Source organism: Aquimarina addita (assembly GCF_039539305.1).
Taxonomy (GTDB): domain Bacteria; phylum Bacteroidota; class Bacteroidia; order Flavobacteriales; family Flavobacteriaceae; genus Aquimarina; species Aquimarina addita.
This window is the reverse complement of record NZ_BAABCW010000004.1, coordinates 189,186-205,023: the sequence shown is the minus strand read 5'-3', so window position 1 is coordinate 205,023 and position 15,838 is coordinate 189,186. Positions and strand designations below refer to the sequence as shown.

The window sequence follows — 15,838 nt, the reverse complement described above, 5'->3', positions numbered from 1 at the left end:
ATAATTGCAACACGAATTTACCATACAAGTATCGCCAGAAACTGCTGCGAATCCCAACCAATTAAAGTATCAGGTTTCTAAAAAAAATAAGATTCCATTAGAGGAAATCAAACATATACAAATTCTTAAGAGATCCATAGATGCACGTCAAAGAGCGATTAAGATAAACTTAAAGATAAATGTATTTGTAAATGAAGTTTATGCAGAAGCCCCTATCCAATTACCTATATATCCGGATGTATCAAATGCATCAGAAATTATTATTGTGGGAGCTGGCCCTGCAGGACTTTTTGCAGCATTAAGAAGCATAGAATTAGGCTTTAAACCTATTGTTTTAGAACGTGGTAAAGATGTAAGAGCAAGAAGAAGAGATCTTAAAGCAATTAATAGAGATCACATAGTTAATGAAGATTCTAATTATTGTTTTGGAGAAGGGGGTGCAGGTACCTATAGCGATGGTAAATTATATACCAGATCCAAAAAAAGAGGGGATGTCCATAGAATTCTGAAATTATTAGTGGGTTTTGGTGCTACGGATCAAATTTTGGTAGAAGCACATCCACATATTGGGACTAATAAATTACCCGACATTATTGCATCTATTAGAAAAAAAATTATTGAATGTGGAGGTGTAATACATTTTGAAACACGGGTAACCGATTTTGAAATAAAGAATAATGAAATAAACGGTGTCACTTTGCAAGATGGAAGTAAGATTCTGACTAATAAAGTAATTTTAGCAACTGGACATTCTGCTAGAGATATTTTTGAATTATTATATAAAAAGAAGGTTGCTATAGAGGCAAAACCTTTTGCACTAGGAGTAAGGGTAGAGCACTCACAGCAATTGATTGATCAGATTCAATATAAATGTGAAGTGCGTGGCCCTTATCTACCTCCATCTCCTTATAGTATTGTAAAACAAGTGGGAGGTAGAGGGATGTATTCTTTCTGTATGTGTCCAGGTGGTGTGATAGCTCCTTGTGCAACCAAGCCCGGAGAAGTTGTAACTAATGGGTGGTCACCTTCAAAAAGGGATCAACCCACTTCTAATAGTGGTATTGTGGTTGAGTTACGCCTAGATGATTTTAAGGAGTACGCTAAGTATGGACCATTAGCAGCTATGTATTTTCAGAAAAACATTGAACAACAGGCTTGGAGGGTAGGAGGTGAGACACAAAAAGTACCTGCGCAACGACTTCTGGATATGACACAAGGCAAAGTTTCTACTCATTTGCCAGATACATCTTATAAACCTGGGCTTACCAGCGCGGATATGTCAACTGTATTTCCTGAGTTTATACATAAAACTTTACAATATGGGTTTAAAGCTTTTGATAAAAGTATGCGAGGATATTTAACTAATGAAGCGGTTGTACATGCACCAGAATCCAGAACTTCATCTCCAGTGAGAATTCCCAGAGATTGGAAAACTTTAGAACATACTCAGGTTAAAGGACTGTACCCTTGTGGCGAAGGTGCAGGTTATGCAGGTGGTATTATTTCTGCAGCTATTGATGGAGAAAAATGTGCAGAGGCTTGCGTTAAAAAATAGTTTACCATAATATCAAAGGCATTCAGAAACTTAAAAAGGCAGTTGCTTATTGATTTAGAAAAAAAACATCTATATTCTGCTCGTTTAGAGAAAACTAGAGCCAAAGTCTTTATTTTAAAATAGAGATGATAAAGTCTAGTTATTTTTTAATAGAGAAGTTGAAAGTGGTAAATACACCTAATGTGGATTTTACTTTAATACATCCTCCTAGATTTTGTATTAATTTTTTTACAGTTGATAATCCAATTCCATTTCCTTTATTTCCATTTCTGTCTACTCCATTAACAGTAGCGAATAGTTCAAAAATAGTTTTGATTTCATTTTTAGGAATTCCCATTCCATTATCTGTAATTTTGAAATAGTAAAAAACATCATCTTCTGTACTCTCAATATGTATTTTGATATAATCTTTATCATTATATTTAATACTATTTCCTATTAAATTAAAAAATATCTGCTTTAATGCAGATTTATTACATACGATTGTAGGGTTATTTGAAGGAAAAAATATGGCATTATCAGTTTTAAGACCCAATAAGTCACAAATTTCATCCAATAAATCATTTAATAAGAAGGTTTCTGGAGCATTTTGAACCAGGCTATCACTTTCATAATGGTCTAAAATATCATTTATATAATCACTCATTGAAAAAGAGGATTGTTTGATATAACCAAAATATTCCAGTGTTTCTTCATCTAATTGATCACCTAGTTTTAGCTTAAGAAGATCACAGGTAGTAATCACATTAGCCAATGGCATTTTAAGATCATGAGAAATTACACGAGCGAATTCTTTGAGAGATTCATTACGTTGTTTTAGTGTATCCTGAATTTCTTCTAAATCTTTGTTTTTTCTTTTAAGTTCAAAAAGTAATACTACTTGATTCGCAAGAGATGTAAGAGATTGTAATTGTTTTTCATTTAGATTTTTAGAAGTACTGTCTATAACGCACAGGGTTCCTAAGGCAAAACCATCCTTGTCTATTAAAGGAATTCCGGCATAAAAAACTACGATTTTATCATTAGCTGTCAATGGATTCTTTTCAAATCTTGGGTCATTTCTTGCATCTGTGACTATAAAAGGCTGTTCTGGTTCTAAAATTGCATGTGCGCAGAATGAGTGTTCTCTAGGAGTCTCGCAAACATCCAGACCATGTTTAGATTTAAACCATTGTCTATTCGTATCAATTAAAGTAATCAAAGCAATCTCTGTATTACATACATAAGCTGCTAAATTTGTAATATCATCAAATTCTTTTTCTGCTTCAGTATCTAATATATTAAGGGATTTAAGAGCGTCTAGTCTGAACTCTTCATTAGTGGGGAGGGTCGGTGCAATCATCTTCTTTTTCCTGAGTCGGGTTTATGCTTCAATTGTTAATAAAATTAACAAAAATATATTAGAAAAAGAAGGTTTATCACGAACAATTTTTATAATAATTCTAAAAAAGTATAAATTTTACGTATGGAGCATAAAAATAGTAGTGTAAGTTTATTGAAGTATTACGATAAGTTAATAAAAATAAACAATAAGTTAAAAAAAGTGATTGTTATTAGCATCACTATTAAAAACTTCTAAATAATTCATAATTTTGAAATCATTAAAATATCTATTAATTTAAACAATATAAAGATGAAAAAAATTTTATTTTTTATTGTCCTGTTATCAGGGGGCACACTATTATCTCAAACTGATGTAATCATAAATGGAGGATTAGAAAACTGGACAGAAGGTTTGGTAGATTCTTGGGTAACCGAAAATAGTGTTACTCAAAACACCATGGATTTTGAAGAAGGTACATCAAGCGGCTTATTTGCAATCACAGATAATACTATGCGGCCTAAGATTATAAGTCAGGTACCTATGAAAGCTAATATAGAGTATACTATACTTTATAAATATAGATATATAGACGCTAATTTTAATGGTTCTCATCCGATATCGTTACAAATTTCAAGAGCCGGAAGTGCATCCACATTGTCTTCTAATCGGTTTGCTCAAAATAATGATTGGACAGAAGTAGAAAATACATTTACTCCAGATATAGATGGTGATTATGACTTGTCCATTTCTTTAGGAACTTTTGATGATGATCCTTTTAATGTACTAATAGATGACATTAGAGTAATTGAGCCAGTGGCTTTATCAGTTACAGAAGTTGCTGCAATATTAAAAAATAAAGTCAATGTTTTTCCTACAGTTGCGACAGATTTTATAAATATCGATGCAGATGCTGATATTGATATAAAACAAGTATCCATTTACGATATTAAAGGAGTAAAATCAGATATAGCACAGGCTAATTTTAATCAGTTAAATATTTCTAATCTTTCTCGTGGGATTTATCTACTTGCAATCAATACAAATAAAGGAGATATGACTTTAAAAATCGTTAAAGAATAAAATTCGCTTAATAAATCAAAAATAAAATCATAAGGTTAGGTATTTTCACCTAGCCTTTTGATTTTAATAATTTTTGGTATCTATAGTTACATCTTCCAGAGTATGTATAAAAGCAATTATATCTTTTTGTTCTTGATCAGACAATTCTAAGTTATCAAAAGGAAGCGTTTGATATTCTAAATCAAAACCTAATCCGCCACCCCCTCCAAGGTTATAAAATTCTAATACTTGTTCTAAAGTATTATATACACCATTATGCATATAAGGAGCTGTTAGTGATGCGTTTCGTATAGTAGGAGTTTTAAACATTCCCTTATGAATTTCTTCTTCAAACATTGTATAAAATCCAACATCGTCGTCTAGTTTTTTATTTGAAGTTGTTGCAGGAACACCAATTACCTCTTTTTCTGTTTCTTTAAAAAAAGGAGGAACGGTTCCATTAGTCAAGGGTATAAAATGGCAGGTAGCACATAACGCTTTGCCCATGTATAAATTGAATCCTCTTTTTTCTGAATCAGAAAAAGTATCTATTTCTCCACGGATATTCTGATCAAACTTTGAATTAAAACCTTTTAATGTGGCAACATAAGATGAAATGGCACGTATGATTTCTTGATTTCCTTTTGGTAATTTTCCATAAGCCTTCTGTAATAAAGAATAATAAGTGGTGTCTTGTAGTATCTCTCCTGAGAATTGATGGATTTCTGTGTCAAACTCTTTTTTATTTTTGAAAACAGCATTGACCTGATCCGTTAGGGTAGCAGATCTTCCATCCCAAAAAAAAGCTTTTTGAAATGCAGCATTCATAAGTGTAGGCGTATTTCTCTGTAATCGGATACCAGAGTTATCACTGCTCAATGCAACATCATCTGCATATGCTTTTTCTGGCAGATGACATGTAGCACAAGAAATAGTTTTGTTTTTTGAAATTTTAGGATCAAAAAATAGTTTGTTACCTAATTCAATCTGATCTTTAGAAGGTTTTCTATTTTTGGCAGATTTAAAAAAATCCATATTGAAAGAGTTCTCTTCAAAAAAGGTAGGAGCATCAAAATTCATGGCAAATGACGAAGATCCTTTCCATAGATCACTTTCCTTTCTTATAGCTACCCAATCTCTGGTAATAGGATTAAGATAATCTCTTATAAATGTGAAGCGATCAAAATTTATAAAATCATCATGCTCGCCGATATACTGAACCGCTTTATTGATACTTTTGATAAAAGAAGCGTTTAAAACAGGCTTTTTTTTCAGTATGATTGGTTGTATGCTATGTTCATATACATATTGTAGACTCTGTAACGAAATTGATGTTTCTTGGATACTAAGTTGGCTTATGGGAGTATCAAATCCAGCCATGGCTAAACTTACCAATCTGAATAATTGCTGATGTGTAGAAACAAAAAATCGCTCAGGGTTTAACTTTCTTTTGTCAAGATCTTTTTTTAAAATTGCAAACATGCCTTTGGTAATACTTGTAATTTTTTTAAAGTCTGGATTATTAATATCTCCATCATATATGTATTCCTCCATTGTTTGCAATCCTATTGGATCCATAATTCTACCACTGTCTTCCTTATATGTAGGCAATGCAGGACCGTTAACTTTATGACCTACGTCAGGATTTAGATATGATGCGTAGGGCTCAGCTTTTTTAAATGCAATTCTTGCTTTTTTAAAAAAATAGGTCGTTTTTTCTTGATTCGGTATTGCTAATTGCACAGAATCTAGCATTATAATAGCTTCTTTAATATGATTTTTATAATATTCTTGAACCCTAATCCAACTAACAGTTTCTAAATCTTCATAAGCATCATTTAGAGACTTTTTTTGTCTTTCATGACAAGAATATAATACGATACCAGATATCAGGAGTAACAAAATTGTAACATGTTGTTTTTTCATATCCATTTTTAGAAAAAAGTAAAAAGCTTCCCATATGTTCATGGAAAACTTTTTACCTTATTGATAAAATTTATATTGGGTGAAAACTATCTTGGTAATCCTTTTAATATAAGGAGCTGAGAAGCCTGAAAATCTTCATCCTGTCCATCACCTACATCAGGAAAAAAATGACCGTCTAAAGAGAGAAAAGATTCATCCTGCCAATAGTGAGGTTGTACAGCTAGAATAAAAGTATCAGGAACCCCTATTTTATCCGATATATCTGTCAGAGCTCCATATTCAATATCTCTTAAACGTGCATCATTTGTAGGATCCAGATCTTGACGAACCACAGCTTCCATGACAACTCTGGGCTGATAACCATTAAGATTGGTTTGATAAATATAAGCAGTATGTCCACGATTCTCACTATTAGGGTCTTCTTGTATATACACAAAGTTTTCTGTAACACATAAGTTATCGGGGCTTTGTAAGATAGATAATTCACCATCTCCCTTAAAAGAGTCTTCGGTACTTACATTGCCACTTACAATTTGAGTAAGTTTTCCTTCTAATGGGTTTATATCATCAAGAACCAATTTATATACAGTCCCCCAATTATTCATAGTAACTCCACTATTAGGGCCTCTGCCTGTTACAGCAAAAAATATGTTTCTGGCATTCTCATCAGCTCCTTTTTGATAGTCCACATCTTCTATTCTCATAAATTGTGATGCAAAGTTATCAAGGCAGGCAGTTCCCATTTCCTCATATGTTTTATTTTTACCATCTTCAATTTCTACGAATTCTACTTCATATTCTGTTTGGTAATCAATATCCCCTTCATCATACATAGTATCAGGTGTAACATCTACAATTCCTCCAGAACCATCTGATACTTGCTTCAGTCTCAATACATAAATTTTTCCATTCTGTAGATCGTCGTCTCCATTTTGAGAATAATATAAAATTAATTGTCCCATCGCTGTAGCAGGATCTCTGTTATCATCACCACCTATAATTACCGTAGCACCAGAATATGTTTCTTTAGGAAGTGGTACCGCATTCTCCCATTGAAACTGACCTAGTGCATCCAGACCAAAATCTGCTGATGGTGTTGGAGTAGTGACTCTTGGGTCAATTCCTTTTACAGTATAATGATAATCTTCTGAGGCGGATAAAAATAAATCATTAGAACCTCCATGTATTTCTTTTTCCCACATGGTACCTGAACATTGACGTGCATAATCAGCTACTTCTGAGTTTAGTAAGTAGTCTCCTGATACTGGATTTAAATTTTCATCTAAATAAATACGTGCAACAGCATAACTATCTTCACAATTAACAATATAGATATAACCGTCTCCTGATTCATTTTTTAAGAAGCCCGCTCCATCAGCGGATCCTGCCAGTTTAAAACCATTATCTCCTAATGGTGCATCAGTAGTGGTCATTAATGTATATGCATCTACATACCCAAATTGAGGAGACATCTGGATTAAAGGTGTTACGGGAGATTTATGACTAAACATAGTTTCTTCTGTAACAAAATCCTCCCCATCTGCTCCGTCTTCTCCATCCGTACCATCTTCTCCATCGACACCGTCAACGCCATTTTGTCCATCTACCCCATCTTCTACATTGCAACTTATATAACCAGTAGCCAAAACTAATAGCATTGTTGAGCGTAAAAAAAATGTACTTACAATATTCCTTTTCATGAGTTTTTAATTAATTAGTGTTAGACTCCAAAAGTATATACAGTTTGTTATGTTAGTCTTATGTCCGCGTTTTATATATATTACAATATCATTATGTTATTGTTTTGAGTGTAAATTTATTGTAAACCACATGCTGATTGGTAACATTTTCGGATATTGTGACATTAATAGTATTAGTTAACCATACGTTTTGATATAGTTTAAAATTAAATCTAATAGCCTATGAAAAGTATTTATTATTTTTTATTTCTTTCTGTTTTGTTTTTTAGTGGATGTAGTAATAGCCATAGAGAAATGGGAATGGTAGCCGCTGAGATGTCAGAAGAGGCAAGTGACGATTATGAAGAAATTACAGAACCTCAGAAGTCTTCAGAAGATGGTAAGAATCGTTCAAAAACCTGGAAAAGATCAAATAAAATAGTAAATACTGCCACATTGTTTGTAGGTGATAATGAACAGTTGGCTCTTAAAGGTTCTCAGATAGCCATTAAGGTAGATGGGATTAGAGCAAGAGTCTTGATTGATTGTTTTTTTTATAATGATAATGATCAGCAATTAGAAGGTACATTTAAGATGAGATTACCACAAGGAGCTTCTCCTTATTATTTTGCCTTTGGTGAATCAATACTTTTAGATGGAGATAAAAGAAAGGATTCTATTCCGTTTATTGATCAGGAAGCGTTGGTTTTTTCTGAAGAGAAGATTAGAGAGATGAGATCCAACTCCTGGAGCGTTCCAAAGGTTGCCAGAGTGGTAGAAAAAGAAAAAGCAGCTTTTGCTTATGGACAGACGGTGAGAAGAAGAGTTGATCCAGCGTTAGCAGAATGGGCTGGAGCTGATGTATATAATTGTAAGGTGTATCCATTAATGCCTAATAAATTACATCGTATAGTGATTGGTTATGATGTTAATTTGACCGCTATAGATGACGACTGGGTATATAATTTTTCTATTCCGAAGGTAGATTGTCCCTTGGTTTTAGATGTTGAAGTTGCTAAAATTAAAGAAGTATCATTTAAAATTACTCCGGATATAAAGATGCAATCTGAAAAATCAACGGAAACCTTTAGAATGGTAAATCCAAAAGAGGAAGAAATTGAAATTAGATATCAAGATAGTAAGAATATAGCTTTACAAAGCCCTAAAATAGAAGGTCAACCTTCTTATTTTGCCAGTTCCATAACACCTGTATTGCCTCCTTCTTCAAAAGTTGAAATTAGTGATAATGCAATAATAGCATTGGATGTTTCTTTAAGTTCTAATCCAGATAAGTTTAATGTATGGCTTCAATTAACAGAAGCAATTTTAGTAAATAACCCAAATACTATTAAGAAATTTACCGTTATGTTATTTAATATAGAAACATTTTGGTGGAAAAAGGAATTGGTAGAAAATACTCCAGAAAATGTAAAAGCATTTCTGGAGTATGCTCATCAGATAGCACTCGAAGGCGCAAGTGACATCAATTTTGCCTTATCGACTATTTCTAATGCAGAGTGGACAAAAAATACTAGTAATACCATATTTTTGATGAGTGATGGGGCGGATACCTGGGGAGAAAGCGATGCTTATAAGATGGCTGGACATCTTACTAATAATGAACGTGTTTTTGCGTACAATACCGGAATGTCCGGAACAAGTTTGTCTACATTAAATCACTTAACCAGATCTAGTGGAGGAGCTTTGTTTTCTGTTACTGGAGAAGATGAAATACAAAAAGTAAGTACAGCCTTTGCCACAGTACCTTGGAGAATTGATCAGATTAGTATTCCGGATACACAAGATATTTTGATTGCTGGTAGACCTGATTATATATACGAAGGTCAAAGATTATTGATCACAGGAAGAGGAACAATTTCCAAAGGGACAAAAGTACACTTAGAAGTTTCTCAGAATAATAGTATGAAAGAAATTGAAATGGAGATCAATACATCCATCGATTCTGAATTGACATCCAGAGTATACGGTCAAATCGCTACTGGTATTCTTGAAGAATTCGATTATGTTACAGAAAAAAAGTCTATCGCTTATGCTAAACATTTTAAAATACCAGGTAAAACTTGCTCGCTTCTTATGTTGGACACAGAAGAAGACTATAATGCATATAATATAAGAGCAACAGAAGATGCGTATGTAGTAGCTTCAACTACGGTTCAGGAAACATTATTAGTAGTGCTAAAGGATATTAAAGAACTACTGGGAAGCTCTAAAAACACTTTTAAGCAATGGATAGAACATTTAGCTAATACAGATGGTATGGATTTTACTATTCCTGCTTCTCTTGAGATTCTGGTGGATAAAACCCCAGAAGCCAATTTCTCTATTATTCAAAAAGAATTGGAGTGTGCCTCCATATATAAGAAGGAGATCCCGACACAATTTTCTGACTCTTTATTACAACCAAAACTTAATTACGATGTAGTTTCTGAAGAAGCTAATAGAAGGTTAGAAAAATATGGCGCATCAGATGCATTAAAAGTAATAAGTTCCTTAGTTGAGAAAAATCCAGGAAACACTGTTTTAGCAAGAGATGTAGGATTTACAGCTCTTGATTGGGGACTCAATGAGCAAGCGTACTATTTATTTAAAAGAGTATTGACCACGAGACCTTATGAACCTCAAACTTATCAGGCAATAGCAAAATCATTAGCTAATATAGAGAATTATGAACTCTCTTTATTGTATTATGAGATTGCTATTACTGCAAAATGGGACCCTCGTTTTGGAGAATTTAGGAGGATTGTAGCACTGGAATACCTCAATTTGTTAGGACAGATAAAAGATAGAGCTAATTTTGCCTTAGCAACATATGCAACATCGCGTTACAAAACATTGAGAAGCGAATTTAAAGAAGAATACGCTGATTTAATGCTGGTTATTTCATGGAATACTGATAATACCGATATCGACTTACATGTGGTTGAACCTACTGGAGAAGAATGCTATTATCAAAATAATACTACAAAAATAGGTGGATATATGACTGCAGATGTAACTCAGGGATACGGCCCTGAAATGTATATCCTACAGGATGCTAAAAAAGGAGAATATGAAGTAAAGGTAAAATATTTTGCGTCTAATAGAAACAGAACATCAACAAGAACAAAAGTCTACGCTACTATTTATAAAAATTGGGGAAAGAAAAATGAATCTGCAAGAACAAAAGTGATAACATTAGAGGATAATAAAGAAATGCACAATATATTAACAGTGGTTATTGATTGATACTACAATTAATAGTAATAATACGATAATGAGTGAAATTATAGACCTTAGTCAGGAAATATTTACAGGGATGCCTGTTTATAAAAGTTTACCACAAGTAAAGATGAGTATTCATAATACCCACGAAGAGTGGGAAGGTATCAAGAACCCTACTACAGTTACACCAAGTGTTTATAAATTAGAAATGGGCGAGCATACAGGAACCCATGTGGATGCATTAAATCATATGGACAAAGCATATAAAGAGAAGTCTATTGATACCATGCCATTATCAATGTTTTATACAGAAGGAATATGTCTTGATTTATCATATAAAGGATTAAAGGAGTTGATAGAATTAGATGAAATCAAAAAAGCCTGCTTAAATGATGAACTTGATATCAAAAAAGGGGATACTATCTTACTATATACGGATCACTATAGAAAGAATTTTGGTAGTGATGATTGGGGAAACGGTCCGGGAATAACAGCAGAAGTAGCACGATGGTTTGGCGAAAAAGAGATTGCAGCTTTTGGTGTAGAAACCATGTCTCCGGGAGTGCCTAAAGTTTCTAATAAAGAAGTACATAGGATTTGCGGTGAATTAGGTTTTACTCATTACGAAAATATGATTAATTTAAATTTATTAGTTGGTAGAGGGCGTTTTAGGTTTATAGGTTTACCATTAAAAATTAGAGGAGGAACGGGATCACCCGTAAGAGCAGTGGCTGTCTTTGAAAATTAGAATCTTTGTAAAATTAATATTTTAGAGATAGTATTCATTTTTTGGTTTGATTATTCAGCTTATAATTAATACTTAGTTCAATTGAAGGTTGACAGCCATACCAAATGGAACGGAAACAGCTTCTCCGTCTTTCATGGCGGGTTTAATAAATTTAGGTAATAATTTTATTACTCGAGTAATTTCAATGTCTAAGGCAGGATGTGGTCCTCTGGATTTAAAATCTATAATTTCTCCTTCTTTATTAACCTTAAATAAAATAAATACTTTAGATGAAGGAATCCCATTATCATTTAATATTTGCATATTAAAATTATCACCAATATGTTTTGAAATTATAGTTTGTACGCATTTTTTGGCTTCTATAAGTGTTAAATTATTATCACAACCTTCATAAATAGGGAATTGATCTGGATCATTAACCACTATTTTAGCAGGTGATTTTTCGTACTCAATTGTTTCGTGTTCCTTTATAGGGACAAGTTCTTGTGTAAGCCTATCTATTTTAAAATTTATGGGAGCTCTCATTGTATAATCCATAGGTTCATCATCATAGTTTAAAGCTGGACTAACTATTGGTAATTTGCCAATTAAATAATCCAACTCGCTATGATCAATACTATCTATTGATATAGTAAACTCAGATAAAGATTTTGTTGCCTCACCTGTTTTTAAAAAATTGATACGAGAGTAGATTTGTATAGTATCCTTTTTAGAGAACCGGATAATTTTTTCTTTAATTGTCTTGGTCAATAGAGAATCCGTAAAAGCCAGTATTTTATTATCGTAGCATTTGTTTAGGTCTTTAGCCTTTTCACAATCAGGATAAGTAACCTGAGCATTAATTTTTTGAGTATAAGTAATAACCAAGGTTAAAGTTAATAAGATAATTGTATTTTTCATATTGTAAAAGGTGGAAAAAGTATAATTACATTGTTGAAACAGTGAGTAGCTTCGCAGTATAGGATTAAAAATATTCTTTACTTCTTAATTGATTTTCATTAGAGTAGTAAATCTGTTTGTAAATATAAATTAAAAATATAATCAATAATTTCATTACAAACTGGGATAAATGTATAGATAAAATATATAAGAAATATTCTATTGCTTAACCTTAATTGGTAATTTATAAGGAGAAACTTAAAGAAAACAATTCATATTAGTTAAAACTCTGTATTTTTAGTTCTTGATCGTTTTGTTTACTAACAGAAAGTAACGTGCTAAAGACTACTTTGATATGAAAATACTAAAAAGAACGTTGAAATGGGTTTTATATCTGTTATTAATTCCAACGAGTTATATGGTTGTTTCATTGCTTATGACATATATCACTGTCAATAATGATGAAGTTGTTAATCAATCAAACAAAGCTGTTTATCTTACTACAAATGGGGTACATCTTGATATTATTATTCCTTATGATCTTCTGGAGATAAAACTAAAAAATCCATTAAAGGTAAAAGAAACAGATACATATGTAGCTTTTGGATGGGGAGATGAAAACTTTTATATACATACTCCTACCTGGGGTGATTTAACTTTTAATAATGCCTTTGGAGCCTTATTTTTAAAAAGTACAACATTGATGCATGTTACAAGGTACAGTCAGGTGCACAAAACCTGGAGTAAGGTATACGTAAGTTCTGCTCAATTAGAAAAGTTAAATGCGTATATCTTATCCTCATTTAAAAAGGATACACAAAATGATATTCTTCATGTCCCGGATAGCGGATATTCAAGAAGAGATACCTTTTATAAAGCTAACGGTAGTTATTCATGTTTTAAAACCTGTAATTCCTGGGCAAATAGTGCCTTTAAGGAAAGTAATTTGAAAGCTTGTTTCTGGACTCCCTTTGATTTTGGATTGATCCATAAGTATGAATAAACATATCATATGGTATCAAAAACAATTTTAATCATTTATCAAAAAAGCTTTAACTTTTAGCAAAGAAAAACATCCTTTATGAAATTTAACTACTACACTTTATTTTTCTTAGTATTCATATTTCAATTAAAAGCTCAGGAAAAAGATACTATTTACTACAATGTTGATTGGAAAGAAACTATAAAGGCTAAAGCTCATTTCTTTAGACCCTTGCCATTAGAAGAAAAAGAAGATTTGATATTAATTAAAGACTATTATATCAATGGAAATTTACAGATGCAGGGTTGGGTTAGAAAAGACGATCAACAAGTATATGAAGGGAAAATAGAATGGTATTATAAGAATGGAAACCTGTCAATAGTACGGAATTATGCACAAGGTAAATTTAATGGTAAAGAAACTACATTTTATGAAGACGGTAATCTACGTTCTGAGCAAAATTATCTAAATAATTTAAGAGTTGGAGAAGCTAAAACTTATAATAATGATGGTACTATAATTACAGATGGAATCTATGAAAAAGGACAGCCATATGAAGGACGTTTTTATACACAACAACAAGGGCTAACATTTATTTCTACTTATATACAAGGCAATAAGGAAGGAGAGGAGAAGGTGTATACTGCAAAAAATGAGTTAATAGCAGAAGGTGTATATGTTAATAATGAAAAGTCAGATGGTACTTTTGCTAAGCCAGAATGGAATGGAGACGAATGGGTTATTAAGATTGTTAATTTAAGTAAAGGTAAAGAAGAGGGTAAACAACGATATTTTAGTAAAGAAGAGAATAAGGAAATCGGTTATTATCATATGAAAGATAAGCAATTGGTAGGAGAACGAATGAGCTATGATAAAAAAAGCCAGGAGTTTTATAAGATGTTTTATAAAGACGGAAAAGCATATACCGGGATTTTTATTGATAAAGAAGGAACTATAGAATCACTTAAAGAAGGGGTTTTAGATGGAAAACAAGTATCAAAAGATAGACAAGGCAGAGAAGAGATTAAAATTTTTAAGGCTGGAGAACTTATTGAAGAGCACTATCAATCATTCAGGATTGAAGGAGTTACACATCCTAAAGGAGCATACAAAGATGGAATCCCTTATCAGGGGTATTTTATAAAAAATATTAAAGAAATATTGGTGGTAGATTATTATGAAAAAGGCATTAAAAAATATCAGTATTCACCTCAATCTATTATGAGTAATGATTATGAGCAGCCATTATTATCTACAAAATCTATTTATAAGAAAGGAGAGATTTATGATGGAGAAACTTATGAATGGGGCAAAAATAGCCTGACTATACGTAAATTCAATGAAGGAAAGCGAGAGGGGTTAATTCTGTGGGTCTTTGCAATGCATTATGGTAATGTAATCACCACGGTCAAAACAACCTCTGGATATATTATTACAGAAGGAACCCATCCCAATCTTAGGATAGTTTCTGATAATGAGAATATTTTATTAATGGATGAGGATCATGAAATTTCCCGAAAGGAAAAAAATATAAAAAGTTTAAGTAATGTAAGACTATTATATTATCTAAAAGAAGGAAAATTAGAAAAATATGAATATCGTATGCCTTCATTTTCTGAACAAAAGACGACTCAGGTAGATGCTTATCAAGGTAGTATTCTGATAGAGTTGTATGGTAGATTAACTGCAAATGATTATAAAGCAGATACTATTTTTGACAAACTAGAAAATAATATTTTTGAAGAGGAAAACGTTTCTTTAGAATTTACTGATGATCAAATCATATCATTTATTCAATTTGATGAACATAGCAATCCTATGGAAGGGATGCTGATTGAAGAAATCAAAAATTCTCATACAGTTAAGGTCTATAAAGAAGGAAAGCTGGTAGCGACCAAAGAAGGAATTAATTTAACATCAATTAGAGCATATTTTGAGGAGGTTTTTCATTGATATAAGAGGATTATATGTTTTATTTTTCGATTACCATAGCCATTTTTTTATGTCAGTCATTTCCTATATAATAATCATAGGTTATATGAATTGATTGGTCAGTATTCTAAAAAGAGATGATCCATACAGACAATAGCAACACGCTATTATTAATTTGATACTCCGGGAAAACTGGTTACCGGTTGTATTTTGATATCGGGAAAGCTCTCAGTAACATAGACTTTGATATCTCCATAAGATTCTACAATCTGCCATTCTCCGCAGTCATTAGGATAACTATTCACAAATTGTACTTTTAGATCAGGAAAGCTGTTTACTATTTGTACTGTAATATCAGCATTAGACTCATATTCTACAAATTGTACTTTTCCATACAGTTGTATGCCATTAAAATGACACGAATCTATTTGTTGATTTAGGTTTGAAGAAATAGTAGTACTATTATTTGGTATTTTAAAAGCCATAGATGCTAATAAACATATACTGAGTAAAGCTGTTTTCATAATCATAA

At 32.2% G+C, this 15,838-nt stretch carries 11 protein-coding genes; 6 read left to right on the top strand and 5 right to left on the bottom strand.

What is annotated here, in order from left to right:
* The first annotated feature begins 4 nt into the window (after window positions 1-4).
* The gene (locus tag ABD816_RS07470) at window positions 5-1,555 is read left to right on the top strand and encodes an NAD(P)/FAD-dependent oxidoreductase (RefSeq protein WP_344926077.1); all 1,551 of its coding nucleotides are present in this window, start codon (window positions 5-7) and stop codon (window positions 1,553-1,555) included.
* A gap of 139 nt (window positions 1,556-1,694) precedes the next feature.
* Here the strand turns inward: ABD816_RS07470 and ABD816_RS07465 are convergent, their stop codons facing one another.
* Window positions 1,695-2,897, bottom strand: coding sequence for a sensor histidine kinase (locus ABD816_RS07465; protein ID WP_344926074.1), 1,203 nt, complete (start codon window positions 2,895-2,897; stop codon window positions 1,695-1,697).
* Window positions 2,898-3,188: 291 nt separating this feature from the next.
* Here ABD816_RS07465 and ABD816_RS07460 point away from each other — a divergent pair, with 291 nt between their 5' ends.
* A complete protein-coding gene (locus tag ABD816_RS07460; protein WP_344926072.1) occupies window positions 3,189-3,959 on the top strand; it encodes a T9SS type A sorting domain-containing protein in 771 nt (256 codons plus the stop codon).
* Window positions 3,960-4,022: 63 nt separating this feature from the next.
* Here ABD816_RS07460 and ABD816_RS07455 read toward each other — a convergent pair whose 3' ends face one another.
* The gene (locus ABD816_RS07455; protein WP_344926070.1) at window positions 4,023-5,906 is read right to left on the bottom strand and encodes a cytochrome-c peroxidase; all 1,884 of its coding nucleotides are present in this window, start codon (window positions 5,904-5,906) and stop codon (window positions 4,023-4,025) included.
* 44 nt (window positions 5,907-5,950) lie between these two features.
* Window positions 5,951-7,564: a PhoX family protein gene (locus tag ABD816_RS07450; protein WP_344926069.1), complete on the bottom strand. Its 1,614-nt coding sequence runs from the start codon at window positions 7,562-7,564 to the stop codon at window positions 5,951-5,953.
* A 222-nt stretch (window positions 7,565-7,786) separates the two neighbouring features.
* On the opposite strand from ABD816_RS07450, the gene ABD816_RS07445 reads away from it, so the two are divergent.
* Complete coding sequence (locus tag ABD816_RS07445; RefSeq protein ID WP_344926067.1) at window positions 7,787-10,789, top strand: hypothetical protein; 3,003 nt, start codon at window positions 7,787-7,789, stop codon at window positions 10,787-10,789.
* Window positions 10,790-10,817: 28 nt separating this feature from the next.
* The gene (locus tag ABD816_RS07440; protein WP_344926065.1) at window positions 10,818-11,513 is read left to right on the top strand and encodes a cyclase family protein; all 696 of its coding nucleotides are present in this window, start codon (window positions 10,818-10,820) and stop codon (window positions 11,511-11,513) included.
* A gap of 72 nt (window positions 11,514-11,585) precedes the next feature.
* On the opposite strand, the gene ABD816_RS07435 is transcribed toward ABD816_RS07440, so the two are convergent.
* Entirely contained in the window at window positions 11,586-12,413 is an 828-nt protein-coding gene (locus ABD816_RS07435; RefSeq protein WP_344926063.1) for an energy transducer TonB, read from the bottom strand.
* A 334-nt stretch (window positions 12,414-12,747) separates the two neighbouring features.
* Here ABD816_RS07435 and ABD816_RS07430 point away from each other — a divergent pair, with 334 nt between their 5' ends.
* Entirely contained in the window at window positions 12,748-13,395 is a 648-nt protein-coding gene (locus ABD816_RS07430) for a DUF2459 domain-containing protein (RefSeq protein ID WP_344926061.1), read from the top strand.
* Window positions 13,396-13,473: 78 nt separating this feature from the next.
* Complete coding sequence (locus tag ABD816_RS07425) at window positions 13,474-15,327, top strand: toxin-antitoxin system YwqK family antitoxin (protein WP_344926059.1); 1,854 nt, start codon at window positions 13,474-13,476, stop codon at window positions 15,325-15,327.
* A gap of 149 nt (window positions 15,328-15,476) precedes the next feature.
* On the opposite strand, the gene ABD816_RS07420 is transcribed toward ABD816_RS07425, so the two are convergent.
* Complete coding sequence (locus ABD816_RS07420; protein WP_344926058.1) at window positions 15,477-15,830, bottom strand: 7(1) septoil knot domain-containing protein; 354 nt, start codon at window positions 15,828-15,830, stop codon at window positions 15,477-15,479.
* Window positions 15,831-15,838 lie beyond the last annotated feature (8 nt).

Coding starts and splice junctions, on each gene's coding strand:
- ABD816_RS07420 (WP_344926058.1), bottom strand. CDS start 15,830: ATGAAAACAGCTTTACTCAGTATATGTTTATTAGCATCTATGGCTTTT.
- ABD816_RS07435 (WP_344926063.1), bottom strand. CDS start 12,413: ATGAAAAATACAATTATCTTATTAACTTTAACCTTGGTTATTACTTAT.
- ABD816_RS07450 (WP_344926069.1), bottom strand. CDS start 7,564: ATGAAAAGGAATATTGTAAGTACATTTTTTTTACGCTCAACAATGCTA.
- ABD816_RS07465 (WP_344926074.1), bottom strand. CDS start 2,897: ATGATTGCACCGACCCTCCCCACTAATGAAGAGTTCAGACTAGACGCT.
- ABD816_RS07460 (WP_344926072.1), top strand. CDS start 3,189: ATGAAAAAAATTTTATTTTTTATTGTCCTGTTATCAGGGGGCACACTA.
- ABD816_RS07425 (WP_344926059.1), top strand. CDS start 13,474: ATGAAATTTAACTACTACACTTTATTTTTCTTAGTATTCATATTTCAA.
- ABD816_RS07430 (WP_344926061.1), top strand. CDS start 12,748: ATGAAAATACTAAAAAGAACGTTGAAATGGGTTTTATATCTGTTATTA.
- ABD816_RS07455 (WP_344926070.1), bottom strand. CDS start 5,906: ATGAACATATGGGAAGCTTTTTACTTTTTTCTAAAAATGGATATGAAA.
- ABD816_RS07445 (WP_344926067.1), top strand. CDS start 7,787: ATGAAAAGTATTTATTATTTTTTATTTCTTTCTGTTTTGTTTTTTAGT.
- ABD816_RS07440 (WP_344926065.1), top strand. CDS start 10,818: ATGAGTGAAATTATAGACCTTAGTCAGGAAATATTTACAGGGATGCCT.